This is a genomic window from Bradyrhizobium sp. BR 10261 (assembly GCF_019455395.1).
Classification (GTDB): Bacteria; Pseudomonadota; Alphaproteobacteria; order Rhizobiales; family Xanthobacteraceae; genus Bradyrhizobium; species Bradyrhizobium manausense.
This window is the reverse complement of record NZ_JACOFQ010000017.1, coordinates 95,687-119,654: the sequence shown is the minus strand read 5'-3', so window position 1 is coordinate 119,654 and position 23,968 is coordinate 95,687. Positions and strand designations below refer to the sequence as shown.

Sequence of the window (23,968 nt, the reverse complement as noted above, 5' to 3'; positions counted from 1 at the left end):
ATGGCAAAGCTCGGCAAGACGCCCGCGACGACTGTCGATGTCGCCGATTCCTACGCGGTGCGGCTGATGCAGCATCTGGTGGTGCCGACCTTCGTGATCGATCCGAAGCGCTGCGTGGTGATCTGGAACAAGGCCTGCGAACGGCTGACCGGCGTTGCCGCCTCCGAGGTGATCGGCACCAACAAGCATTGGCAGGCGTTCTACGAGACCAAGCGCCCCTGCCTTGCCGATCTGGTCGCGCTCGACCAGCCCGAGCAGCTGCCGGAGCTCTATTCGGAATATGCCGCGCGCGGCCATAACGGGCTCGGCTTCTCCGCGGAAAACTGGTGTGTGATGCCGAAGCTCGGCAACCAGCTCTATCTTGCGATCGACGCCGGCCCCATCCACGACGAGGCCGGCAATCTGATTGCCGTGGTGGAGACACTGCGCGACCTCACCGACCAGAAGCGTGCCGAAACGGCGCTGAAGGAGCTTGCCACCAAGGACGGGCTGACTGGCCTGTCGAACCGCCGCGCATTCGACCAGATGCTGACGAGCGAATGGGCCCGCGCGCAGCGGACGCAGCAGCCGTTAGCGCTGCTGTTCGTCGACGTCGATCATTTCAAGCTGTTCAATGACGAGCACGGCCACCAGAGCGGCGACGAGTGCCTGCGCGCGGTCGCCCGCGTGGTCAGGCGCTACGCCTTGCGTCCGCTCGACCTCGCCAGCCGCTATGGCGGCGAGGAATTTGCTCTGATCCTGCCCGAGATGGGCTGCGACGATGCCTGCACCATCGCCGAGGAGATCCGCCGCGCCGTGATGGCCTTGCAGATCGCCCATGGCGCCCATGGCGCCGGCGACCGCGTGACCCTCAGTGTGGGCGTCGCCTGTCACGTTCCCGGCGAGGCCGACGGCACCCCCAATGGCCTGCTGAACGCGGCCGATCAGGCGCTCTATGCCGCCAAGCGGCTCGGCCGCAACCGCGTGGTCTGCTCCGATCGGGTGCTGGCCGAATTTACCGGCCTTGGCCGGGAAAACGAGCCGGTTAGCGGTCAAGTTCCTGGCCTCGCTCCACGCAAATCGGCCTAAAGCGCTGATATTGCGGCGGCGAGACCGTTGCCCGCCCCTCGCCATTAGGCTAAATGAGGCCTCGTTGCGCCCGTAGCTCAGCTGGATAGAGCGTTGCCCTCCGAAGGCAAAGGTCACACGTTCGAATCGTGTCGGGCGCGCCATCTCGGCGTCGCGGGGGCGCCATTAGCCACCTTGAAACGGTCGGACGATCTCCCGTAGAATGTGCGGGAGGGGACAAGCAGACTCCCCGTGAGACTTCGGTCCAAGCTCTGTGCAGCACGCAAAACGTGGAGCTTGCGCATGATCGAACGTCAATCACCTCCCCTGCATTCTGTGGCTATTCTTTCGCGGGGCGACGCCGCAGCCCGCCGGGATACGACCGCTCAGAACAGCCGCTTCGCCAACATCTTCGAAGCGCTCGCCGCCCTCGGCATCGAGGCACGCCCGGCGATCTATGATGAAGGCTTCGCCGATCAGGTCCGCGAACAATTGCTCGCGGTCGACGGCGTGCTCGTCTGGGTCAACCCGATCCAAGATGGTCGAGACCGCGGCGGTCTCGACGCGCTGCTGCGCGACGTTGCCGCCAAAGGCGTGTGGGTGAGCGCGCACCCCGATGTGATCCTCAAGATGGGCACCAAGGAGGTGCTCTATCAGACCCGCTCCATGGGGTGGGGAAGCGACACGGCGCTGTATAGAAGCGCCGCGGCGATGCGCGCCGAGCTGCCGGACAGGCTCGCGAGCGGCCCGCGCGTGATCAAGCGCAACCGGGGCAATGGCGGCCAGGGCGTCTGGAAGGTCGAAAAGCTCCCGACCTCCTCCATGATAAGAGTGCTGGACGCGACCAAGGACGTCCCCGAGGAGCTGACGCTGGATGATTTTGTCCGTCGCTGCGCGGAGTATTTCGAGAACGGCAGCGTGATCGACCAACCCTTCCAGCCTCGCCTGAGCGAGGGCGTGGTGCGTTGCTACATGGCAGGCGATCGCTGCGCCGGCTTCGGCCACCACAAAGTCAAAGCACTGGTCGATACACCGGCCGCGCGTTCCGGGGCCGGACCGCGGCTCTATACATCCAACGCAGACCCGCGCTTCCAGCGGCTGCGCCGGTTGATGGAAGACGAGTGGACGCCGCAGCTGACGTCGTTGATGGGTATCGCGAGAGATGACCTGCCCGCGATCTGGGACGCCGACTTCATGCTCGGCCCCGTCGAGGCCGATGGGAGCGACAGCTACGTGCTCGGCGAGATCAATGTCAGCTCGGTGCACCCCTACCCGAGCGAGGCGCCGGTGCACATCGCCAGATGGGTTGCCGACCGGCTGCAGCGCAAGCGTTGACACATGCTGACAGTCAGTGGGCTCAAGCGCCTGCACATCTCCGTGTCATTCGACTTGCAGGACGGCGAATGCGTCGCCTTGCAGGGGCCCTCCGGCGTCGGGAAGACCGTGCTGCTTCGCTCCATCGCGGACCTCGATCCCAACGAAGGAACGGTCAGGCTCGATGGCGCGCTCAGAGAACAGATGCCTGCCCCGGCGTGGCGAAAACGGGTGACCTACCTGGCCACCGAGCCTGGTTGGTGGTCCGACACCGTGCAGGAACACTTCACGGCCTGGAATGATGCCCTGTCGCTGGTCAAATGCCTGGGGCTGCCGGAGGACTGCGGACCGTGGCCGGTGCAAAGACTTTCGACCGGCGAGCGACAGCGATTGGGGCTTGTGCGTGCGCTGATGCTGCGCTCGCGGGTGCTTCTGCTGGACGAGCCGACCTCGGCGCTCGATACGGCATCCACCGCGGCCGTGGAATCCTTGATCGCCGCACGCACCGCGGATGGAACGAGCGTCGTTTGGAGCACCCACGACGATGCCCAAGCCCGCCGTGTGAGCTCAAGGATATTTGCCATGAGGCCCGACGGCCGCATCGAGGAAAGCCGGCCGTGACCTACATTCAGCTTTCGTATGGTGATCTCGCCCTCCCCGCTCTGCTTGTCGCCATGGATGGCATTCTCTCGATCGTTCTCCGCCTCAAGCTTGAAAGACAACTTGCCATCGCGACGGTGCGCATGGTGCTTCAGCTCGTCCTCGTCGGATACGTGCTGACCTTCCTGTTCGCCGCAGTGTCGCCGCTCTGGACCGCGGTCGCCGCCTGCATCATGGTTCTGTTCGCTTCTCGGGAGATCGTCGCGCGGCAGAAGCGGCGGCTGCCGGGCATCTGGAGCTATGGCCTCGGCGCGGGATGCACGCTGCTCGCCGCCGGTACGGTCACGATGTTCGCGCTCCTGACGGAGCTGCGCCCCGATCCATGGTATCACCCGCGCTATGCGTTGCCTTTGCTGGGCATGATCCTGGGCAACACCATGACCGGAATAAGCCTCGGCCTGGACGTGCTGACGAATAGCCTGGTGCGCGAACGCGCCGCCGTGGAAGCGTGTCTCGCACTCGGTGGCACCCGATATCAGGCTCTGCTGCCGGTCATACGGGATGCGTTAAGAAGCGGCTTCATGCCGATCATGAACAGCATGGCGGCGATCGGCCTGGTTTCCTTGCCGGGAATGATGACTGGCCAGATTCTTGCGGGTGTCGCTCCGGTCGATGCGGTCAAGTATCAACTGTTGATCATGTTCCTGATCGCCGGCGGCACCGGGCTCGGAACGCTTGCTGCCGTCCTGGGTGGCGCACACCTGCTGACCGATCATCGACACCGGCTGCGTCTCGATCGAATGACCCTGGACAATTTCAGTTGAAGGCTTCAGCGCTTCATTGCGATGTAGCGGCGCCGGCTTCCGCCCTCGATCGCGCTGATACCGCAACAATCCATTGCTCGAATGCGCCGAGCAGCCGATCGTTTCGGCGAACGGATCGGCGCAGCAGATAGTAGCCCTCATCAAGCGTGATCGGTGGCGCGAGGAGCTGTAGGCGCCGGCTCGAAAGGTGCTCGTCGACATAGGCCATGTCGATCATCGCGATGCCCCCGCCGGCAAGCGCCGCCTCGAGCGCTTGCGCGCGTGACTCGACAACCAGGCCGCCGTCATCAGGCCTTCCAGCGCGCCGGGATGCCGTCCACCAACGCGACCAGTCCCGAAAGCGCGAACGGGCACGGATGATGGAGCTTCCTTCAAGGTTCTGATCGGCGCCCGGCGCGGCCACGGGCGCGAGGGTCTCGCGAAACAGCAAGGTCGCGGTCAGCCCGGGCCAGTTGCCCAATCCGTGCCTGATGGCGCAGTCGAAATCCTCGGCCTCGAGATCAATAGCCCGACGCGTCGTCGTGAGCGCAACCTCGATGTCGGGATGCAGGGCTCGGAATTCCGGCAACCGCGGCAGCAGCCAGTGCGACGCCAAGGTCGCGACCGTGCTGATGCGCAACTGGGAGCGTCGCCGGCGGATCGGTTCGACAGCCGCCTCGATGCGGTCAAGGGCGTCGCCCATCACCGCGATAAGCGCCTCGCCATCATCGGTCAGCACGACACTGCGCCCTTGCTTCTGCATGAGGACGACGCCGAGCTGGCGCTCGAGATCTGCGACCCGATGGGACAGCGCCGAGCGGCTGACGCCCAGAACATCAGCTGCTGCCGTGAGGCTGCCGGTCTGCGACAGCAGGGAAAGCGCCTGCAAACCTCTGAGCGACGGAAGCATGACTGGGGCCGAACCAACTGGTGATGACAGGTGAGATTATCTCACGCTTCGATCCCGCGGCAAACTGCTACCGACAAGGCGGGAGGACCGCCCGATGCCGAATCTGTTCCAACAGCTTGCTGCCTATAATTCCTGGGCCAATGCCCGACTCTACGAGGCGGCGTTGGCGCTGCCGGAGGAGCTTTATCGCACCGACATAGGCGTGTTCTTCCGCAGCCTGCATGGGACGCTGAACCATCTCCTCTTGACGGACAGGCTTTGGCTGACCCGGCTCACCGGTGTCGGCCAGCAGCCCAAGCGGCTCGATGAGATCCTGTTTGAGGATCGCCGGGAGCTGACGCTGGCGCGCCTTGCCGAGGACGCGCGCCTCATCGCGGTGGTCAGCGGTTACGACGAGGAAGCGCTGGCGCGGCCTCACGCTTATCAGACGACGTCGGGAAAGCCGCAGGAACAGCCGCTATCGGACATCCTGCTGCACCTTTTCAATCATCAAACGCACCACCGCGGCCAGGCTCATGCATGCTTGTCGATCTTGACCAGGCAGGAGCCGCCCTCGCTCGATCTGCTCATGATGCAGCGGGGGCTTCCGCCGCCTGATCTCGCCGGCCGTTTGGGCGCGTCCACGCCGGCGTGATCGTGCAATCGGACCGTTGCGATTTCACCTAGCCTGCTCAAATTGCCCTGATAGCGTCGGGTGCGCCAATGGCCGACAAGGCCGCGGCTCTCAATACCGCCGCTTTGCGGTGACGTTTTTACGGCCGGTTAATTGCGTCGCTTCAATCCGACGCATGCGACATCAGGCACCCCATATTCGCGCGGCGCCAGTAAGTGTTGCTTAAATAGCCAGCTTTCAAAGTTCCCCTGCCGAGAGACAGGCGGAGGCTTTTCGATCCGCCCCGTTCCGGCACGCGATACCCAAACTGACGGGGAATTGCCTGTGCCGTGGTTAACGGCGATTAGGATGAAGGTCATGCTGCGCGCCTCGCTTTATCGGTTTGTCAGAGATCGCAAGGCCAACGTTGCCGTCATATTCGCGATCCTGCTGTTCCCGACCGTGTATCTGCTGGGCATGACGCTCGACTACACGCAGGCGCAGCGGCGGCAATCGCAGCTGGACGCCGCAGCCGATGCCGCCGCGATCGCGGCTGTGACCCCGTCGATGATGGCCCAGAGCACGACCGTCGCCCAGACCACCGCCACGAATATCTTCAACGCGACCGCAAACGCCATCGCCGGAGGCCTGTCAGGGGCTCCCGCGCTGACGATCAATGTCGGAAATGTCGGCCTGGTGCGCACCGCGACCGTCACCTACACCGCAAACTCCAGTAACGCCTTCCCGAGCCTGCTCGGCACCTCCGTGTGGCCGATCAAGGGCTCCGCGACGGCCAGCGCTTCGGGCGCGCCCAACATCAACTTCTATCTGTTGCTCGACGATTCGCCGTCGATGGGCATCGCTGCGACGTCGACCGGTATTACCAACATGATCACCGCAACCGCGAGCCAGCCCTCCGGCTCGAGGAACTGCGCCTTCGCCTGTCATGAGTCGCATCCCGAGAAGGACCCTGGCGCGAGCGCGTCGACCAAGGACAACCTCACCATCGCACGCAACAACAACATCACGCTGCGTATCGACCTGGTGGCCCAGGCGACCGCGAGCCTGATGAGCACGGCGCAACAGACCGAAGCGCAGCAGAACAACACCTACAAGGCCGCGATCTACACGTTCGACTATGGCTTCAACACGATCTATGCGCCGTCGGGGCTGCCGTCTGCCGACCTATCGACCGCCGCGAGCCAGGCTGCCAATAATATTTCGCTTGTCACCGTCGATCATCAGAACTGCGTGGCCTCGGGATGTCCCATCAGCACCGACTATGGCACGGACATCGAGAATGCGCTGACGAGCGTCAACGCTCTCATGCCCGCTCCCGGCGGAGGCAGCAATCAAACCGGGGATACGCCTCAGGAAGTGGTGTTCCTCGTCACCGACGGGGTTGACGACAAGATCGTATCGATGAGCTCGTCCTGCAGCGGAACGCCGATTGCCACCGGCTCCAAATATCGGTGTCAGCAACCGATCAACACCTCGATCTGCACGACGATCAAGAGCCGGGGAATTCGTATCGCGGTGCTCTATACGGAGTACCTGCCGCTCACAAGCAACGGCTGGTACAATTCCTATATCGCGCCATTCAACAATCCGTCGTCGTCGACCGGACAGATCGCTCAAAACGCAAAATCCTGCGCCTCGCCCGGCCTGTTCTATGACGTGCAATCGGGCGGCGACATCACCGCGGCGCTCCGGCAACTGTTCCTGTTGGTCGTGGAAACGGCCCCTCACCTGACCAACTGAGCGAACGTCATGCCCAAGTTGCGAGCGGTATCCGGACAGCGACGCCTTCGCCAGAGGTTCGCAGCGTTCCGCAACGACGAGAACGGCGCGAACGCGGTCGAATTCGCCCTCGTCGCGCCGATCTTCATCGCGTTGCTGGTCGGAATCATCCAGATCTTCATGGTTTTCTTCGCTCAGCAATTGCTCCAGCAGGTCGTGCAGCAGTCCGCCCGGCAGATCATGACGGGTCAGGTGCAGGGGGCCGGGATGACGCAGACCCAGTTTTCGACCCTGGTCTGCTCGCAGGTCCGCATCATCTTCAGCTGCAACAATCTGATGATCAGCGTCCAGTCGGCGAGCAGCTGGTCGGCGTTGAGCGCGGCTGCCCCGACATTGACGTTCAATGCCGATGGCACCGTCTCCAACAACTGGCCCTACAATCCGGGCGGCCCGTCCGACAAGGTCGTGCTGGAGGTGATCTACCAATGGCCGGTTTTCGGCGGACCGCTCGGCTTTACCCTGGCAAACCTGCCGAACGGCAATCGCCAGATCACGGCGTCCGCTGCTTTCCAGAATGAGCCCTATCAATGACCCGCTTGCCTGTGCGCCTGAGGCGGTTCCGAGCCAACGAAGACGCCGTGGCGGCCATCGAGTTTGCCATCGTGCTGCCGTTCATGCTGCTGCTGTGCATGGGCGGTGTCGAACTCGGCAACGCCCTTTCGATCAACGTCAAGGTCACGGCCACGGTACATACCATTGCCGACATTCTGTCGCAGAACAAGTGCGTGACCACGAGCGATGTCACCGGCATTCTCAACGCATCGTCGAAAGTTCTCTCCCCGTATGACGTCACCAAAGCGGTCGTGACCGTCTCGGAGGTGCAGCCGACCGGCGACAACGTTACGGCCAAGGTGATCTGGAGCCAGTCGCTCAACGGCGCCGCAAGGACCGCCGGCTCCACCGTCACCCTGCCGACCTCCCTGACGGGGGTGCCGACCACCAGCGGGCTCATCCTCGGTGAGGCAACCTACGCCTATACCCCGAATCTCGGCTACACCATCAGCGGCACCGTCACGCTCCGCGACAGCTACTATCTGTACCCGCGCCAGACCAACTTTGTCCCGACCATCACGAGCGGATCGACGCCGCCCGTCCCGACGACGTCCTGTCCGACGTCGTGATGACGGCGACCGGATCTGATTTCCGCCACGGATCATACGCCCGATCCAACCACCCTTCGGCACTGCGGAAGGGTGGTCGTTTGTGCGATCCCGTCAATGCCTCACGTGCTCGAACACCACGATCACGCCGGTCGGCTCGGGCTCGTGTGCCATCAGGCGCGTCAGATCCGCATCGCTCCAGTCGGCGAGGCTGACGACTTCACCCGTCTGTCGCTCCGCACTGAGCGACGGCGTCGGCTCGAGGACCTTCAAGCCCGTCTCGTCGACGAAGAAGGTGTGCTCACCGAACATGCTGTTGAGCTGGGGCATGGCGGGATGCTCGTCGGGCAGCACCTGGGCGCCGAGCTGGTTGATGGTCTGCTTCACCTGTTCGGATGTGAGCTTCATGAGCTGCTCCGTTCTGTCGTTCGAGTTTCGTGGCTTGAGCCAGGTTTGGCCGGAGCGAGCGTGTTCCCTGCGCCGTGTTGCCTGGTTCAATGTCCCGAACGGGTGCTGCGCACAAATGTTCCTGCGAAATGCATTTCGTGATCGCGCGCGGCATCTGCCGCGCCGACGGCGCGAGATTGCCACACCATGTCCACGATCCGGTCACCGAAGCTGCGGCCTGCTGTTTGTCGCGGGCTAATGCTCGCTCCTGTTTTCACCGACCGACAGCGCGCAGATGCGGGACAGATAGGTGTAGGGCAGCCCCGTCTCCTCGGCCCAGGCGTTGAACTGCTCCTGCACCTTGGCAAGATCGCCCTTGGACTTGACCTCTTCGGCGATGTCGAGACCGGCATCGCGCAGGCAGGCGACGACGTCCTTCGAGGTGACAAAGCCGTCCCAGCCGACGAAGCGCAGCAGCATCTGGCCGGTATTGCCGCCGAGCCTGGAGCCGCGCTTGGCCAGGAGATCGAGCAGGCCGATCTCGTTGGACGGCGGCCATTTTGCCAGAAACCTGCCGAAGCTGCCGTGCTCCCTCGCGATATCCTGCACGAACACGGCGTTGTCGCGTACCGACATGATCTTGGCGCCATTGCGCACGATGCGCGCGTCGCGCAGCAGGCCGTCCCAATAATCTTCCGGCTGGAAGCTGAGCGTGGCCGGCTTGAAGCGCAGGAAGGCGTCTTCGAAACCGTCCCACTTCGCCTCGATCACGTTCCAGGCAAACCCGGAGCAAAACACGCGCTTCGTCATCTCCGCGAGGATGCGGTCGTCGCCGAGCTTTGCCAGACGCTTCAAGTCCGGCTTGACAGGCATCAGCTTGTCGAGCGCCTTGGGTCCCCCCTTGCGCTTCTCGGCGCGGGCACGAATGGTCTTGAAGGACGTCATGCGATCACCGGCATTGAAACCGCCACGTCAGCAGAATTCGGCGATACGGTCCAGCCCTGCGACACGATCGGCACTTGTGCGCCGCCGGCCGCCGCAGCATGCTGCGCTTTGCCGGATTGACGGCAGCGATGCTGGTCTGCTTCTTGCTTTATAAGATTTTGGAATTCCCGGATATTTTCATTCTCTCGCGGACGGATTCTCTATGCGCTGCCTGGTCGTGGCCGATCTGCACTACTCGCTGCCGCAGCTCGACTGGCTGGTCAGCGCCGCGCCGCAATTCGACCTGGTGATCTTCGCCGGCGATGCGCTGGACATCGGCTCGACGGTGGATTTCCGCGCACAGATCGTGGTGGTGAAGAAGTACCTCGCGCTGATCGCGGCGCAGACCAAGGTCATTCTCTGCTCCGGCAATCACGACCTCGACGAGCGCGATGCCGAGGGCGAGAAGATCTCGCGCTGGATCTCGGAGGTGCAGGCAACAGGCATCGCCTGCGACGGGGACAATCTGATCATCGGCAACACGCTGTTCACGGTGTGCCCGTGGTGGGACGGACCGCTGGTCAAGCAGCGCATCGCCAATCAGCTGCGTGATGCCTCGCTCCACCATCCGCAGCGATGGATCTGGGCGCATCATGCGCCGCCGGCTAATTCGCCGACGAGCTGGGGCGGCAAGCGCTTCTTCGGCGATGTCGAGCTGGTGCAGTGGATCATGCAATATCAGCCGTCGATGGTCATCTCCGGCCATGTCCATCAATCGCCCTTCATCAAGGACGGCTCGTGGTACGACCGGCTTGGCCAGACCTGGGTGTTCAACGCCGGCCTGCAGCCGGGACGCCCGCCGACGCACATCGTGCTGGATTTCGATGCGAACAAGGCGTTCTGGCTGGCAGCGGGCGAAGCGCAGTGGATCGATCTCGGCGCACCGCTGAAGCGGCCCGCGTCTTATATCGACGAACCGCCGGACTGGCTCACGTCCTTGGATCGGATTGCCGATCCGAGCCTGGCGAGACCTCAAGCGGCGGCAGGTTGATCATGCTCTGGAGCACCTCACCGACCATCGCGAGATGTGTGCCGTGGCCGGCATATTGCCGCTTGAGATCGGCGAGATAGGTGTTGGCGACATTGAGCCGCTGCGCCAGCATGCGCGCGAGCAGCAGCGCGATTTCCGGCTCCTGCTTGAGCAGCGAGGCGGCATCCTCGAACTCGTAAACCACCGTGTCGGCGCAGGCCCGCACCGTCGCCGTATGCGGCACTCCCAGCAACACCGACATCTCGCCCACCACCGCACCGGGCTCGGCAACGGTGGCGACCACCATCTCGCCCTTGAGCACCTCGAGCTTGCCCTGCATCAGCACGTAGAGATGTCCGGAGGCGCCGCCTTCGGTCAAAAGGTGCGTGCCAGCCGCAACCTGCCGCTCCGTTCCGCCGGTGCAATAGTCCAGAACCGCGCGCATCGCCGAAAGCTCCCGTCAGGAGAAAGAGTAGAGCACGATCCGTGGCGCCCGGCAAATCAACCACCTGTTCGTGCGGCTGAAAAAATAGGAAGCTCCGTGGCCCTGTCACGCCCGAGAGAGTGAGGGCACCTCCTCCGGCATGATGGCCTGGAGACCACCGAATCGGCGTTCGCGGCCGTGGAAGGAGGCCAGCGCCGCGGCGAGATCGCCTGCGTCGAATTCGGGCCACATCCGCTCGGTGAAATGCAGCTCGGCATAGGCGCCCTCCCAGAGCAGGAAGTCGGACAACCGCTTTTCGCCTGAGGTGCGGATGATGAGATCGACGTCGCGCAAGCCGACCTCGCCGGTGACGAGTTGCGAGAAGGCTTCGCGGGTCAGGCTGGTCAGCGCGGCCGCCTTGGCCGCAGCATTGAGGATGGCGTCGCGCGCGGAATAGTCGACCGCAATGCGCAAGTGAAGCGTGCTGCCGTTTGCGGTGGCCTCCTCCGCGCGCGCGATGGCGGCTGCGATCCCGTCCGGCAGGCGATCGCGACGGCCGATGACGTTGAGCCGCACGCCGTTTCTGACCAGGCTCTGCACTTCATTGGCGAGATAGAAGCGCAGCAAGGTCATCAACGCGGCAATTTCGGCCTTGGGCCTGCGCCAATTGTCGGTCGAGAACGCATAGAGCGTCAGCGTGCCGATGCCCTGCTTGGGCGCGGCCTCGACGATGCGGCGGATGGTCTCGACGCCGGCCTCGTGACCGCGGACACGCGACAGGCCGCGCCGGGTCGCCCATCGCCCGTTGCCGTCCATGATGATGCCGACATGGAGCTTTTCGTTGTGGGTCGTGATGTCACTTTGCATCGCAAAGTCTCCGGTCAAAAAGGGGGGCGATCAGATCGGAAGGATCCCGAGACGGCCAAGCGGCGGCGCCTCGCGGCCGGCGGCCTTGGCGGCGTCGCGCACGAGACGTTCGAGCACGGCGAGATAGTCGAGGAAGCGCCGGCGGCCGCTCCTGGTCAGGCGGCAGGTTGTGTGCGGGCGATTGCCTTCATAACCCTTGGTCACCTCGACAAGGCCGGCCTCCTGGAGGACGGCAAGGTGCCGGCTGAGATTGCCGTCGGTGAGGCCGCAGAGCTGCTTGAGGTCAGCGAAAGCAAGTCCCTTCGGATGAGCCATCAGCGACGTCAGCAGTCCGAGCCTTGCCTTCTCGTGGATTACACGGTCGAGCCCTTCATAGGAAAAAGGTGCGCTGTCAGTCTTCGACATCATTGTCTCCGGACGCGAAATACAGAACGGCCGCCATCACCGACTGGCCGATCACGAAAGGCAGCCCCATCGTCCATGGCGACAGCATGTGGGTTCGGCTCGCCAGCACCACCACGGCGAAGCCGGAGATGAAGTACCAGGCCCCGGCGAACGCCACGCTGCGCGGCAGCGAGCGAACGGACGCGAAAATGCCGAGCGACACCAGAATCTGCCACAGTCCCGGCAGCAGCCACAGCGCCTCGGAAGCGAACCTCCACATCACCACTGCGAGCAGGACGCCGGCGACGCCCGCGGGCAGGAACTGCTCGATCGCCTGATGAATCATCGCGTCGGCGAGCCCGGAATGATGACGACGCGAACGCGCACGCATCTCGATCCAGATGATCAGGCCTGACAGGGTCGCCGCGACGAACCAACCGAGAAAGAAGCCGAGCGGCTCGCCGGTGGGGTCGCCGAGCAGCCAGAATTGCAGGATGGCGGTGACAAGCGCGACCGCGCCGGTCGCGGCCATCGTTGCCGGGCCGTAACCGCGGAACGCCGTGCCGGCCGCAATCTGGCTGCGGATCGCCACGATGTCGGCCAGCGCCCTGTCGAGATCGCGCATCGGCAATGCCAAAGCTCCGCTCCACCCACGCCCACGGACCGGCTGCCCGGTCACTTTGTACTGCAAAGTATACCGCGTTACAAAGTAAACACAAGCCGGGAAATCGCCTGCCGCGGACGAACGCCGCGCGGACAACTGCCGGTTGCGTACCGGCCACCGGCCCGGCTAAGATGCGGCCAGGTGCCCTTGGGGGAAGTCATGCGGTTAAGGTCGTTCGTCGCTGCAGCTCTGCTGCAGGTGTGTCTTGTTGGGACAGCGCATGCGAAAGGACCATTTGGCACCGTCAATGTCGGCGGCTGGGTCGGCGGCGCCTTCAGCAACGACGAGACGGGTGCCTTCTCCCATTGCGCGGCGACGGCGCCTTATGCGAACGGCGTCATCCTCGTCGTGAGCCAGAATGCCGCCGGCATATGGTCGCTCGCCTTTGCGAGTCCCAACTATCACTTCAACAAGAGCGAGAACGCCGCCATCGACGTGACCTTTGACGGGCAGGAGCAAGCCAGGCTGTACGCCACGGCGTACCGGCCCGACATGCTCACGGCCGTCATGCCGCTCAATGTCGTGCGCACGTTTCAGAAGGCAAGCCTGATGGTCGCGACGGCCGGCCAGGCCGTCCTGAACTTCGACCTGAGATCGACCGGACCAGTGATCGCCGCGTTGGCCAATTGCGTGACCAAGGTGAAGGCCGACGGGCTCGACAAGGCCGGCGATTTCACCAAGGGCGCGGCGAAGCCGGCCGCCACGGCAGACAAGCAGGGCGCGCCGCCGGCGAGCAAGCCCGGCAAAGGTGCCAAGAGCGGCTTCGGCACCGGCTTTGTGGTCAGCGCTGCCGGACACATCGTCACCAACAACCACGTGATCGAGGGCTGCAGCGAACTCAAGGGCAATCTCACTGGCGAAGCCGCGATGGTGCTGCGTGTCGTGTCTGCCGATGCGAACAACGATCTTGCCCTTTTGCAGGCGCCGTCGACGGCGACGTTCAAGGAGTTTGCCCGGATCCGTGACCGCTCGATCCGGTCAGGCGATTCCGTCGTCGCGATCGGCTTTCCATTTCACGGATTGCTGACCTCGGACTTCACCGTGACGACCGGCATTGTGAGTTCGCTCAGCGGCATGCGCAACGATTCGCGTTTCCTGCAAATCAGTGCGCCCGTGCAGCCTGGCAACAGCGGAGGTCCACTGTTCGACACCACCGGTCAGCTTGTCGGCGTCGTCACCGGGAAGCTCGATGGGTTGCGAGTCGCCGCAGCCACCGGCAGCATTCCCGAAAACATCAACTTCGCGATCAAGACCGGCGCGCTGCGCGACTTCCTCGACAATTCGGTGGTGCCGTACCAGACCGCCGAACCGAGGGGCGAGCTCAAGACCCCCGAGATCGCCGGCAACGCGCGGGCCTACACGATGTTGATCTCGTGCAAGGGCACGGAGCAGGCCGAGGCGAAGAAATAGCAAATCGACGCAGCTCGATCCCGTCATCCTGAGGTGCGAGCCGCGCGGCGCGCGCCGCCCCGTCACCCGTGGCAGCACGCGCCCTGCGCCTGCGGCTCGTACTGGTCGCGCAAACGCACCCAGTCCATCGGATAGGGCAGACCCTCCTCGTGACGGCCGAGCGGGGTGAGGTCGAGATATTGATAGGCCGCGTTCATCATGTCGAGGCCGCGGGCGAAACAGGAATAGGTGTGAAAGATCTCGCCGGCCTCGTTGCGGAAGAACACGCTGATGCCGGGTAGCTCCGGGCCATAGAACGGCGTGGTGCCGAAATTGTACTTTGGCACGCCTTTGTCGATCTCTTCACGCGTGAACGAGACTTCGTAATCGTGGTTGAAGTCGTTATTGCCAGACGATACCCAGTCGAATGTCCAGCCCATGCGCTTCTTGAACGCTTCGAGTTTTGCGCTGGGTGCCAGTGAGATCGCGACCATCGTGGTGTCGCGCGCCGCCAGATGCGGCACCATGCGCTCGAAGCCGTCGGCCCAGAACGAACAGCTCTTGCAGGCGGCCTCCCAATCCGGCGCGAACATCACGTGCTGGACCACGAGCTGCGGGCGTCCCTTGAACAGATCGCCAAGCGTCACCTTGCCGTTCGGTCCGTCGAATACGTAATTCTTGTCAACCTTCACCCAGGGCAAGGCCCGACGCTCCTCGGCCAGACGCTCGCGCGCCCGCGACAATTCTTTCTCATGCGCCAGATGGGCTTTGCGGGCTGCGACCCATTGCTCGCGGGAGACGATCTGATGTTGCTGCATGGTATCCTCCTTTGACCGAGATCAGGCGACGAAGCTGTCGAGCTTGTCGAAGAACGAATTCCAGCCACGCTGATGGTTATCGCGCGCGGTCTCGTCGAAGAACTGGGCATGATGGAAGATCATCAGCGTGCCGGCGCTGTCGGGCTTCAACGTGATCGTCACCAGCGATTCGCGCTCCGGCGTCGAGTGCCAGGCCCAGGTGAACACCAGCCGCTCGTTCGGCACCACCTCGCGGTAGATGCCGCCGGCCTCGAAATATTCGCCGTCGTCGCGAGTGAATGAGATGCGGTAGCGGCCACCGGTGCGCACGTCGAGCTCCGCATTCAAGGTCGCCGGCTTCATGTTCGGCGGCCCGAACCATTGCACTAGCTGCGGTGCTTGCGTCCAGGCGGCGAAGACCTTTTCCGGCCGCGCGCGGAGCCGGCGCGTGAGTGTGAGGCTTGGACCTTCGTTTGCGCGTTCGGCGGCGCCGGCGACTGCGTTGACCATGGTTTGTCCTCCACAAAGGCGGCAAGGTGATCGAAGCTCTCGGACCAGAATTGTGCGTAGCGATTGAGCCAGTTCATCGCCTGCTCCATCGGCTGCGCGGTGAGCCGGCAGGACACGGTACGCCCGGTCTTCTCGCGCACGATCAGGCCCGCATCGTCAAGCACGTCGAGATGCTTCATGATCGCCGGCAGCGAGATCGGAAACGGCGCGGCCAGCTCGCTCACCGATAGGCCATCCTTTTTACCGAGACGCGCCAGCAGCGCGCGCCGTGTCGGATCGGACAGTGCCGCAAAGGTGCGATCAAGCGTCTCGTCTAGATACTTAACCATAAGGTTTAGTATAGGCGCAAACGCCGGCTCGTCAAGCCGGAACCACGCAAGAAAAAGCCCCGCGTTTCGGCGGGGCTTCATGGGCACGCAATCACGCGATCGCTATTCGACCTTGAGGCCGGCGAACTCGACGACCTTCTTCCACTTGGCGGTCTCGGCCTCGATCTCCTTGCCGAACGCCTCCGGCGTCTCCACCAGCGGATCGCCGCCGAGTTCGACCAGGCGCTTGGTCATCTCGGGCTCCTTCATGAGCGTGTTGATCTCGCTGTTGAGCTTGGCGATCAGGTCCTTGGGCATGTTCTTCGGTGCGCCCATGCCGAACAGCGCGCTCGCCTCGTAATCCTTCACGGTCTCGCCGATCGCGGGCACATCAGGCAGTTGCGGCGAGCGCTGCGCCGTGGTGACGCCGAGCGCGCGCAGCGAGCCGGAGCGGATGTGCTGGATGATCGAAGGCATGTTGTCGAAGATAACCTGCACCTGGCCGCCGAGCATGTCGGTGATCGCGGGCGCGGCGCCGCGATAGGGCACGTGCTGCATCTTGCAGCCGGTCATGGCCATGAACATCTCGCCGGACAGATGCACCGAGGTGCCGTTGCCGGAGGAAGCCATGTTCACCTTGCCGGGATTGGCCTTCACATAGTCGATGAACTCGGCGACAGTTTTGGCCGGCACGTCCTTGTTGACGGTCATCACGTTCGGCACGCGCTGGAACGCGGCGATCGGCGCGATGTCACGAATGAAGTTGAACTTGAGATTGGCGTAGAGCGTGGTGTTGATGTAGTTCGCCGGATTGACCAGCAGCACGGTGTAGCCGTCGGGCTCGGCATTCACGACGGATTCGGTCCCGATATTGTTGCCGGCGCCCGGCTTGTTCTCGACCACGAATTGCTGGCCGAGCCGCTCCGACAGCCGCTGGCCGATCAGGCGCGCCAGAATGTCGGTGGCGCCTCCGGGCGGATAACCCACCACGAACTTCACCGGCCGGGACGGATAATCCGCTGCAAAAGCCCTCGACAGCGGACTGGCCGCGAGCGGAGTCGCGGCGAGCAGGCCCAGCGCGGTACGGCGAGTGATCATTTCAAGGGTTCTCCCAGTGTTGTTCTTGAAGGCCTGACGTCTTGAAGACGGCGGCGGCGTTGTAACAAAGCTCATCTGCTGCGGAAAGTGCGCAGGGTTCATGGTGACGAAAGGATAAGGCATGCCGGTGAAGGTTCAGGCCCTCGATCACCTCGTCATCAACGTTGCCGACATGGCACGTCAGCGCCGTGCCCACGTTCTTGGAAGTGGTGGGCACGCTTCCGCCTTCGCTCTTCGAGCTACGGCGGACAAGTCCCTTTGCCCACCCTACGGCAGCTGAGAATGCTGCCTCAGAACGATCCCAGCGCCACCGGGCGGAACGCCTGCAAGAGCTGCTGATCCAGCTTGCCGCCCATGCCTTCCATCATCGTGAAGGCGCGCGCGTGCGTGAACGGCATGCGGTAGGCGCGCTTCTCGACGAGCGCCGCGTAGATGTCGACGATCGTCGTCACGCGCACGATGTCGCTGATCTGGTTCGACGACAGGCCATTGGGATAGCCGCTGCCGTCGAGGAATTCGTGGTGATGCAGCACGACGTCAAGCATCTCCGGCGGGAAGCCGCCTTGGGCCGCGAGCGCGTCATAGCCGCGGCGGGGATGCTGGCGGACTTCGGCCATCTCCTCATCGGTGAGCTTGCCGGGCTTGTCGAGCAGGTGGGAGGGAACGAAGGCCTTGCCGACATCGTGCAGCAGCGCCGCGCGGGTCAGGCGGCGCTGGTCGTCCTCGCGCATGCCCAGATGCTGGGCGAAGGACACCGCAAAGCCGGTGACGAACAGGCAGTGCCTGTAGCTGCCGACATGGTGGCAGCCGACGGTGGTGAGCCATTCGCGCAGCGAGGAGTGCTTGATCGCCTTCAGGATCTTGTTCTCGGCGGCGATGACGTCGTCGAAGGTCAGGGGCACGCCGAGCGGCAGCTTCTCGAACATCTTCTTCAGCACCGCATGCGCCGCCTCGACGCCGCGGTTGAGCGTCTTGCCGCGATCGGTCGCGTCATAGACGGCGGTGTCCGGGAAGGCGGCGCGGATGCGCTGCAGGATCGCCTCGGCCTGCAGCGGCCGCGAGATGGTGTCGGTGGCGCCCAGCGCCCAGGCCTGCATGGTGCCGTGATGCAGCGCATCGGCCAGCACGAACAGCCGCGGCATCGAACGATAGGCCTCGCCGCGCAGCTTGTTGCGCACGCGCTGCACGCTATCGGGCGAGCGGAGGTTGATATCGACGACGAGGCCGGAGAGATCGCGCGAGGGCTGCTCGGGAATCTCCTGCGTGGTCACCGTCGAGACCTCGCCGACCGCCTTCAGGATGCTGGCGAGCTCGGTGCTTGCATCGCTGCGGTCGGAGGCAAGCAGAAGCCGGCGTTTGTTGGCGGATTTGGCTGGCGCGTTCATGGCTTCCCCAAGGCACGGGAGTGTATTTGGCGTCAGGCTAAGCCGGATCAGGTTCTCCGGCCCTTAAGAGGCGTGCTCAACCGAACCTGCCGGAATTGTGCTCAATTTTAAGGATCGAGGTTCCCGCGAGCGCGAAAACAACCCCATGCACAGTAGGAGGGCCATTGAAGAATAAGGGGAATTTCGAACGCTCTCATCCACTCCGCTGTCGTCGCCCGGCTTGTCCGGGCGACCCAGTACGCCGAGGCAGCGAGGCTGGAGCCGAGAAGCCGCGGCGTACTGGATGCCCCGCCTGCGCGGGGCACGACAGCGAGGGTGTGGAAACGGCTCCCAAAACAAATCCGCCGGAGGTGGGCCCTCCGGCGGATCATCTCGGCTCACGAGCAACAGCTTACGCCTTCATCGCCCCCTTCACGGCTTCCGCCGTGATCGGCAGCGCCCGGACGCGGGCGCCGGAGGCGTTGAAGATGGCGTTGCCGATGGCGGGCGCCACCACCGTCACCGCGGGCTCGCCGACGCCGGTGGCGTTCTCGCCATTGGCGATCACGGCGACCGCGACTTCGGGCATCTGGCTCATGCGCAAGGGCGTGTAGCCATCGAAATTGGTCTGTTCGATGCCACCGTCCTTCAGCGTCGCCTTCTCGTACATCGCCAGCGACAAGCCCCACAGCGCCGCGCCCTCGACCTGGGCGCGGATATTGTCGGGATGCACCTGGGTGCCGACGTCGGTTGCGACCGTGAGCTTCTTCACGGTCACTTCGCCCGAGGGCGCCACCGCAACATGCGCGACGCAGGCGGTCCAGCTTGCGGTCGCACGCTCCTGCGACGACACGCAGGCGACGCCCATGCCTTCACCCTTCGGCAGCTTCTTGGTGCCGTAGCCGGCAAGGCCCATCGCGGCGAGCAGCGTGTTGCGCAGCCGCTGCGCGCCGCCGTCGTTCTTGCCGGCGCCGTCGAGCAGCGAGATGCGGAATTGCGCCGGGTCCTTGCCGGTCGCAGCCGCGATCTCGTCGATCATGCTTTCGACCGCCCAGAAGGTCCAACCCGGCGCCACCGAGCGGAGCTGGCCCGACGGGGTGGCGTTGTGCGCCATCTCGTTCTTGATCGCGCGCACATTGTGGTTCGGCACCGTGTAGAAGAAGTCCGAACCGTTCACCGTGAACGCGTCGAGCGGGCCCTTCTTGTCGACCGAGGGCGACAGGAAGTCGGGGATACCCCAGCGCTGGGTCGGCCAGGCCGACACGACGTCGTGGCTGAGCGCGACGAGCTTGCCGTCGCCGTCCACGCCGGCCTTTACTTTCTGGTAGGTGAGCGGACGCGAGAAATCCATCGTCATGTCGTTCTCGCGCGTGTAGATCACCTTCACCGGCTTGCCCACGGCCTTCGCCGCCTGCACCGCCGGCACCATCATGTCGGCGTCCAGCCTGCGGCCGAAACCGCCGCCGAGCCACATCTGGTGCATCACCACGAACTTCGGATCGATCCCGGCAGCGCCCGCCGCGATCGCGCCGGAGCGCGTCGCGAACTGATTGCCGGAATAGATATGCAGGATGTCGCCCTTGAACTCCGCGGTGGCGTTCATCGGCTCCATCGGCGCATGGATGTTGATGCTGGTGGTGTATTCCGCCTCCAGCACCTTGGCCGCCGAGCCGAGCGCGGCTGCGACGTCGCCGTCCTTGACGAAGAACTGGCCGGAATCGTCGAGCCCCTGAAGCCGCTTGGCCTCATCAAGCAACGACTGGCTCGACAGCTTTGCATTCGGACCGCCGTCATAGCTGATCTTCAGCGCCGCCGCCGCCTTTTTGGCGTTGGCATAGGTGCTCGCGACCGCGACCACCCAGCCCGTCGTCGTCTGGGTCTTGTCGTCGAGGATGACGGCCTTGATGAAGCCCGGCACGGACTTCGCGGCGGAGTCGTCGACCGATTTCACCGTGGCACCGTAGCGCACCGGCGGCGTGACGATCGCGCCATAGGCCATGCCCGGAATCATCACGTCGATGCCGTATTTGGCCGTGCCGTTGGTCTTGGAGGGGATGTCGATCTGCGGCACCGACACGCCGATCATGGTGTATTGATCAGGTGTCTTCAGCTTGATCGCCTTCAGCTCGTCGGGCGTGAAGGTCTTCGTTGCCTTGCCGCTCTTGACGATGTCGGCGAAGCTCATCGACTTCTTGGACTTCGGATGCGTGACCATGGAGTCGCGCACGACCAGCTCGTCCTTGAAGTAGGGCGGCAGGCCCATGGCGGCCGCAGCGCCCTCCGTCAGGGCGATGCGGCCGGCCGCGCCTGCCCGGCTCATCGCCTCGAAGTTCATCATGGTCGACCAGCTGCCGCCGGTGATCTGCGCACCGAGCACCGGATCGTTGAACTTCGGATCGTTGGAGGCGAGGTTGACCCGCATGTCGCTCCACTTCGCGCCGAGCTCTTCGCAGACGATCTGCGCCATGGTGGAGGCGATGTGCTGACCCATGTCGGCCTTGCCGCAGGTCACGGTGACCAAGCCATCCGGCGAGATCGAATACCAGACGCTCGGCTCGAAATTGACGGGCGCCGCGGCGAGTGCTTCACCGATGCCGGGCACGCCGGCATAGCCGAGCACGAGGCCGGTTGCGGCGGTGCCGACCAGGAAGGAGCGGCGGCTGAGATCCGATGTCTCTGGTGTGATGGTCTTCACGTGCTTGTTCATGTGGGCCTCCGCTCGTTGCCGGCGGCGGATGCAGTGCGCATCTCGGTGGCGGCGCGCATGATGGCCTTCTGGATCCGCGAATAGGTCATGCAACGGCAGAGATTGCCGTCCATATGCGCCACGACCTCTTCCTTGGTCGGATTGGAATTCTTCGCCAGCAGCGAAGCCGCCTGCATGATCTGCCCCGACTGGCAGTAACCGCATTGCGGCACCTGCTCGGCGATCCATGCCTTCTGCAAGGGATGATCGCCCTTGGCGGACAGACCTTCGATGGTGGTGATCTTCTTGCCGGCGACATCGCCAACCATGGTCTGGCACGACCGCACGGCTTCGCCGTTGACGTGCACGGTGCAAGCACCGCACAGGCCGGCACCGCAGCCGAATTTCGTGCCGGTCATCTGCAATTGTTCGCGGATGGCCCAAAGGAGCGGCGTGTCGTTCGCCGCATCCACGGACATACTCCGCCCGTTGATCGTGAGCGTTGGCATAGGCGTCTTCCCCTGCCGGTGCATGAAGCCGCTTACGGCGGCAACTTGATCGACGGACGCCCACCGGGCTGGCCCCCGCCTTGCGCGCAAGAATGATCGCGTTCGCGCACAGAGGCAAATGCAATTTGGAATCGATCGAAACCAACCAGCCAGTCACGTGTTGTGCGTTGCGACAACGGCGCTGAAGTTAGCGGCTGGACGCAACAAGCGGCGCGCGAGGTGTACATGCATCGCGATCGCGGCGGTTTCCGCGAAGTAACCTTGCGGGCTAGCATGCAGAGAACGAGACAGTGTCGTAGGGTGGGCAAAGCGAAGCGTGCCCACCATTCGTTGCAATCGGAGACAGGTGGTGGGCACGGCGCAAGTGCGCCCTTGCCCACACTACGATTCCGGGCTCGCAGACAAGGACAACAAAGGGCGAAAACAATGCCAAGGATCGATCGGGACGGCGTCGGCATCTATTACGAAGTACACGGCGACGGGCCGCCGCTGTTGCTCACCCATGGCTATTCCTCGACCTCGGCGATGTGGCATGGCCAGATCGAGGCGCTGGCGAAAGACCACAAGCTCGTACTGTGGGACATGCGCGGTCACGGGCAGTCCGATTACCCTGATGATCCCAAAGCCTACAGCGAAGCGCTGACTGTCGGCGACATCGCTGCGATCCTCGATGTCGTCGGCGCCGAGTGCGCCATCATCGGCGGGTTGTCGCTCGGCGGCTACATGTCGCTTGCGTTCTATCGCGCCCATCCCACGCGCACGCGCGCGCTGCTGATCATCGACACCGGTCCGGGCTTCAAGAAGGACGACGCGCGCGAGGCCTGGAATGCGCGGGCGCTCGCCACCGCCGACAAGCTCGACCAGGAAGGTCTCGCTGTGCTGAAAGCGGCAACGCGCGAGCGCGCCACCGCCAGCCACCGCAATGCCAGAGGGCTGGCCCTGGCCGCCCGCGGCATGCTGACCCAGCGCGATTCAGCCGTGATGGAGCTGCTGCCCGACATCAAGGTGCCCTCACTGATCGTGGTCGGCGCCGACGACACGCCGTTCCTGGCGGCGTCGGATTACATGGCGGCAAAAATCCCGGGCGCACAAAAGGTCGTGATCCCCGCGGCCGGACACGCCGTCAACATCGATCAGCCCAAGGCATTTGTTGACGCCGTGCTACCTTTCCTGAAGAACTTGCCGGCATAGACGGCGAGACGAGGATACGGGCGATGAAGCGGGTCATCTTGGCGGCGGGCGCAGCGCTTCTCATCATGGCGGCATCCGTGCAGGCCGAGCCGCTCGGCACCGTGCCGCTGCGACGTCCCTTCGTCGACACATTGTCGAACAATACGCCCCTGGCTTTCGGGATGGACGCGGATCAGACCGCGCATGCGCTCGGACAGTCCCTGCAATACGTCAAGGGACGGCCCGGCAACGAGACCTACCTCGCGCTTCGCGATCTCGGTGGCAGCGGACTGGTGCCGTCCCGTCATCGCCTGTTCCTGCAATTCCGTCATGGACGGCTGGCAGGATGGAAAGAGGATTATGGCGACAACTGGATGTGGGAGTGAGGCGTATCCCTCCCCTCTCGGAGGCGGTAGCGAAGTCGGCCAAGCAAAACGGTGCTGTAGGGTGGGCAAAGCAAAGCGTGCCCACCGCAGTGCCTGCAAGCACAAGATCGTGGGCACGGCGCTGCGCGCCTTTGCCCACCCTACGGCACTGCACGAAGACCGTGGAAGCCCGGGCATGACGATTTCTGGAGCTGCCAGGATTCACGACAACCAAGAAGGACAACCCGCGTGGGACAAGACATCAAACTGACGGCATCGGACAATTTTCAGCTTGGCGCTTATCGCGCCGATCCCACTGGCAGCCCGAAGGGCGCGGTGGTGGTGATCCAGGAGATTTTTGGCGTCAATCATCACATCCGCTCGGTCTGCGACCGTCTCGCCGGCGAGGGCTATGTCGCGATCGCGCCGTCGATCTTCGACCGGACGTCACCGGGCTTCCAGTCCGGCTATACGCCCGACGAGATCGCGGAAGCGCGAAAATTCGTCGCCAATCCGGATTGGGCGGCGATGCTGCGTGATACGCAAGCCGCGATCGACGCCGTGAAGGATGTCGGCCCGGTCGGCATCATCGGCTTTTGTCTTGGCGGCAGCATCGCCTTTGTGGCTGCGACGCGGCTCAACGGCCTGAAGGCCGCGATCGGCTATTACGGGGGCGCCGTCGTGCGCTTTGCCGATGAGACCCCGAAGGTGCCGACCCAGCTGCATTTCGGCGAGAAGGATGCCGGCATTCCGCTGACCGATGTCGAGACCGTCAAGGCCAAGCGGCCCGACGTCGAGGTCTTCATCTATCCCGGCGCCCAGCACGGCTTCCATTGCGACGAGCGGCCGAGCTACGACAAGGCCAGCGCTGATATCGCCTGGCCGCGCAGCATGGCGTTCCTGGCGAAGCATTTGAAGTGACGCCG

28 protein-coding genes and 1 tRNA gene are annotated in these 23,968 nt (G+C 63.9%); 14 read left to right on the top strand and 15 right to left on the bottom strand.

Translation table 11 applies throughout. The annotated features are described in order from the left end of the window. From HYH07_RS20940 to HYH07_RS20920, 5 genes are all read left to right on the top strand, one after another. Positions 1 to 1,068 (top strand): diguanylate cyclase, encoded by a 1,068-nt coding sequence (locus HYH07_RS20940; protein WP_220004265.1) that lies wholly within the window; start codon positions 1 to 3, stop codon positions 1,066 to 1,068. Positions 1,069 to 1,134: 66 nt separating this feature from the next. Then, positions 1,135 to 1,211, top strand: a tRNA-Arg gene (locus tag HYH07_RS20935). A 139-nt stretch (positions 1,212 to 1,350) separates the two neighbouring features. Beyond that, positions 1,351 to 2,382 (top strand): Cj0069 family protein, encoded by a 1,032-nt coding sequence (locus tag HYH07_RS20930; RefSeq protein ID WP_220004264.1) that lies wholly within the window; start codon positions 1,351 to 1,353, stop codon positions 2,380 to 2,382. Positions 2,383 to 2,385: 3 nt separating this feature from the next. Beyond that, positions 2,386 to 2,982: an ATP-binding cassette domain-containing protein gene (locus tag HYH07_RS20925; protein ID WP_220004263.1), complete on the top strand. Its 597-nt coding sequence runs from the start codon at positions 2,386 to 2,388 to the stop codon at positions 2,980 to 2,982. Continuing rightward, positions 2,979 to 3,785, top strand: coding sequence for an ABC transporter permease (locus HYH07_RS20920; protein ID WP_220004262.1), 807 nt, complete (start codon positions 2,979 to 2,981; stop codon positions 3,783 to 3,785). Before HYH07_RS20925 ends, HYH07_RS20920 begins: the two co-directional genes overlap by 4 nt. Positions 3,786 to 3,798: 13 nt before the next feature. On the opposite strand, the gene HYH07_RS20915 is transcribed toward HYH07_RS20920, so the two are convergent. Continuing rightward, entirely contained in the window at positions 3,799 to 4,674 is an 876-nt protein-coding gene (locus HYH07_RS20915; protein ID WP_220004261.1) for a LysR substrate-binding domain-containing protein, read from the bottom strand. Positions 4,675 to 4,768: 94 nt separating this feature from the next. On the opposite strand from HYH07_RS20915, the gene HYH07_RS20910 reads away from it, so the two are divergent. The 4 genes from HYH07_RS20910 (at position 4,769) to HYH07_RS20895 (ending at position 8,187) form a co-directional block, all read left to right on the top strand. Then, positions 4,769 to 5,308, top strand: coding sequence for a DinB family protein (locus tag HYH07_RS20910; RefSeq protein WP_220004260.1), 540 nt, complete (start codon positions 4,769 to 4,771; stop codon positions 5,306 to 5,308). Between the two features lie 336 nt (positions 5,309 to 5,644). Beyond that, a complete protein-coding gene (locus HYH07_RS20905) occupies positions 5,645 to 7,027 on the top strand; it encodes a TadE/TadG family type IV pilus assembly protein (RefSeq protein WP_220004293.1) in 1,383 nt (460 codons plus the stop codon). A 9-nt stretch (positions 7,028 to 7,036) separates the two neighbouring features. Beyond that, a complete protein-coding gene (locus HYH07_RS20900; RefSeq protein ID WP_220004259.1) occupies positions 7,037 to 7,597 on the top strand; it encodes a TadE/TadG family type IV pilus assembly protein in 561 nt (186 codons plus the stop codon). Then, a complete protein-coding gene (locus tag HYH07_RS20895; RefSeq protein WP_057753964.1) occupies positions 7,594 to 8,187 on the top strand; it encodes a TadE/TadG family type IV pilus assembly protein in 594 nt (197 codons plus the stop codon). The genes HYH07_RS20900 and HYH07_RS20895 overlap by 4 nt, the downstream gene beginning before the upstream one ends. Before the next feature lie 93 nt (positions 8,188 to 8,280). Here the strand turns inward: HYH07_RS20895 and HYH07_RS20890 are convergent, their stop codons facing one another. After that, positions 8,281 to 8,574, bottom strand: coding sequence for a hypothetical protein (locus tag HYH07_RS20890; protein WP_057753974.1), 294 nt, complete (start codon positions 8,572 to 8,574; stop codon positions 8,281 to 8,283). Between the two features lie 234 nt (positions 8,575 to 8,808). Next, positions 8,809 to 9,498 carry a DNA-3-methyladenine glycosylase I gene (locus HYH07_RS20885; protein ID WP_220004258.1) on the bottom strand — a complete coding sequence of 230 codons (690 nt, stop codon included), beginning with the start codon at positions 9,496 to 9,498 and terminating at the stop codon, positions 8,809 to 8,811. A 202-nt stretch (positions 9,499 to 9,700) separates the two neighbouring features. On the opposite strand from HYH07_RS20885, the gene HYH07_RS20880 reads away from it, so the two are divergent. After that, positions 9,701 to 10,528, top strand: a complete 828-nt coding sequence (locus HYH07_RS20880) for a metallophosphoesterase (RefSeq protein WP_220004257.1) — start codon at positions 9,701 to 9,703, stop codon at positions 10,526 to 10,528. Here HYH07_RS20880 and HYH07_RS20875 read toward each other — a convergent pair. The 4 genes from HYH07_RS20875 to HYH07_RS20860 form a co-directional block, all read right to left on the bottom strand. Then, entirely contained in the window at positions 10,467 to 10,952 is a 486-nt protein-coding gene (locus HYH07_RS20875; RefSeq protein ID WP_220004256.1) for a Crp/Fnr family transcriptional regulator, read from the bottom strand. The two genes, HYH07_RS20880 and HYH07_RS20875, sit on opposite strands and share 62 nt — an antisense overlap. A gap of 105 nt (positions 10,953 to 11,057) precedes the next feature. Beyond that, entirely contained in the window at positions 11,058 to 11,798 is a 741-nt protein-coding gene (locus HYH07_RS20870) for a di-trans,poly-cis-decaprenylcistransferase (RefSeq protein ID WP_220004255.1), read from the bottom strand. A gap of 30 nt (positions 11,799 to 11,828) precedes the next feature. Beyond that, positions 11,829 to 12,203, bottom strand: coding sequence for a transcriptional regulator (locus tag HYH07_RS20865; protein WP_057754138.1), 375 nt, complete (start codon positions 12,201 to 12,203; stop codon positions 11,829 to 11,831). Continuing rightward, entirely contained in the window at positions 12,190 to 12,807 is a 618-nt protein-coding gene (locus HYH07_RS20860) for a hypothetical protein (protein ID WP_220004292.1), read from the bottom strand. Before HYH07_RS20860 ends, HYH07_RS20865 begins: the two co-directional genes overlap by 14 nt. 198 nt (positions 12,808 to 13,005) lie before the next feature. Here HYH07_RS20860 and HYH07_RS20855 point away from each other — a divergent pair, with 198 nt between their 5' ends. After that, on the top strand, positions 13,006 to 14,256 hold the full coding sequence (locus HYH07_RS20855; protein ID WP_220004254.1) for a S1C family serine protease: 1,251 nt from the start codon (positions 13,006 to 13,008) through the stop codon (positions 14,254 to 14,256). 62 nt (positions 14,257 to 14,318) lie between these two features. Here HYH07_RS20855 and HYH07_RS20850 read toward each other — a convergent pair whose 3' ends face one another. The 8 genes from HYH07_RS20850 to HYH07_RS20815 all read right to left on the bottom strand — a co-directional run bounded on the left by HYH07_RS20850 (position 14,319) and on the right by HYH07_RS20815 (position 21,507). Further along, positions 14,319 to 15,053 (bottom strand): thioredoxin family protein, encoded by a 735-nt coding sequence (locus HYH07_RS20850; RefSeq protein ID WP_220004253.1) that lies wholly within the window; start codon positions 15,051 to 15,053, stop codon positions 14,319 to 14,321. 21 nt (positions 15,054 to 15,074) lie between these two features. Then, entirely contained in the window at positions 15,075 to 15,419 is a 345-nt protein-coding gene (locus HYH07_RS20845; RefSeq protein ID WP_245317233.1) for an SRPBCC domain-containing protein, read from the bottom strand. Beyond that, positions 15,419 to 15,871, bottom strand: a complete 453-nt coding sequence (locus HYH07_RS20840; RefSeq protein WP_220004252.1) for a helix-turn-helix transcriptional regulator — start codon at positions 15,869 to 15,871, stop codon at positions 15,419 to 15,421. The genes HYH07_RS20845 and HYH07_RS20840 overlap by 1 nt, the downstream gene beginning before the upstream one ends. 102 nt (positions 15,872 to 15,973) lie before the next feature. After that, positions 15,974 to 16,948: a tripartite tricarboxylate transporter substrate binding protein gene (locus HYH07_RS20835; RefSeq protein WP_220004251.1), complete on the bottom strand. Its 975-nt coding sequence runs from the start codon at positions 16,946 to 16,948 to the stop codon at positions 15,974 to 15,976. 1 nt (position 16,949) lies between these two features. After that, positions 16,950 to 17,165 (bottom strand): hypothetical protein, encoded by a 216-nt coding sequence (locus HYH07_RS20830; protein ID WP_220004250.1) that lies wholly within the window; start codon positions 17,163 to 17,165, stop codon positions 16,950 to 16,952. 73 nt (positions 17,166 to 17,238) lie between these two features. After that, positions 17,239 to 18,333, bottom strand: coding sequence for an HD-GYP domain-containing protein (locus HYH07_RS20825; RefSeq protein ID WP_220004249.1), 1,095 nt, complete (start codon positions 18,331 to 18,333; stop codon positions 17,239 to 17,241). Between the two features lie 391 nt (positions 18,334 to 18,724). Further along, entirely contained in the window at positions 18,725 to 21,019 is a 2,295-nt protein-coding gene (locus tag HYH07_RS20820) for a xanthine dehydrogenase family protein molybdopterin-binding subunit (RefSeq protein WP_220004248.1), read from the bottom strand. Further along, the gene (locus tag HYH07_RS20815; protein ID WP_057754010.1) at positions 21,016 to 21,507 is read right to left on the bottom strand and encodes a (2Fe-2S)-binding protein; all 492 of its coding nucleotides are present in this window, start codon (positions 21,505 to 21,507) and stop codon (positions 21,016 to 21,018) included. Before HYH07_RS20815 ends, HYH07_RS20820 begins: the two co-directional genes overlap by 4 nt. Positions 21,508 to 21,933: 426 nt before the next feature. Here HYH07_RS20815 and HYH07_RS20810 point away from each other — a divergent pair, with 426 nt between their 5' ends. From HYH07_RS20810 to HYH07_RS20800, 3 genes are all read left to right on the top strand, one after another. After that, the gene (locus HYH07_RS20810) at positions 21,934 to 22,698 is read left to right on the top strand and encodes an alpha/beta fold hydrolase (protein WP_220004247.1); all 765 of its coding nucleotides are present in this window, start codon (positions 21,934 to 21,936) and stop codon (positions 22,696 to 22,698) included. Between the two features lie 23 nt (positions 22,699 to 22,721). Beyond that, positions 22,722 to 23,063, top strand: coding sequence for a hypothetical protein (locus HYH07_RS20805; protein ID WP_220004246.1), 342 nt, complete (start codon positions 22,722 to 22,724; stop codon positions 23,061 to 23,063). Positions 23,064 to 23,291: 228 nt separating this feature from the next. After that, positions 23,292 to 23,963, top strand: coding sequence for a dienelactone hydrolase family protein (locus tag HYH07_RS20800; RefSeq protein WP_220004245.1), 672 nt, complete (start codon positions 23,292 to 23,294; stop codon positions 23,961 to 23,963). The last annotated feature ends 5 nt before the right edge of the window (positions 23,964 to 23,968 follow it).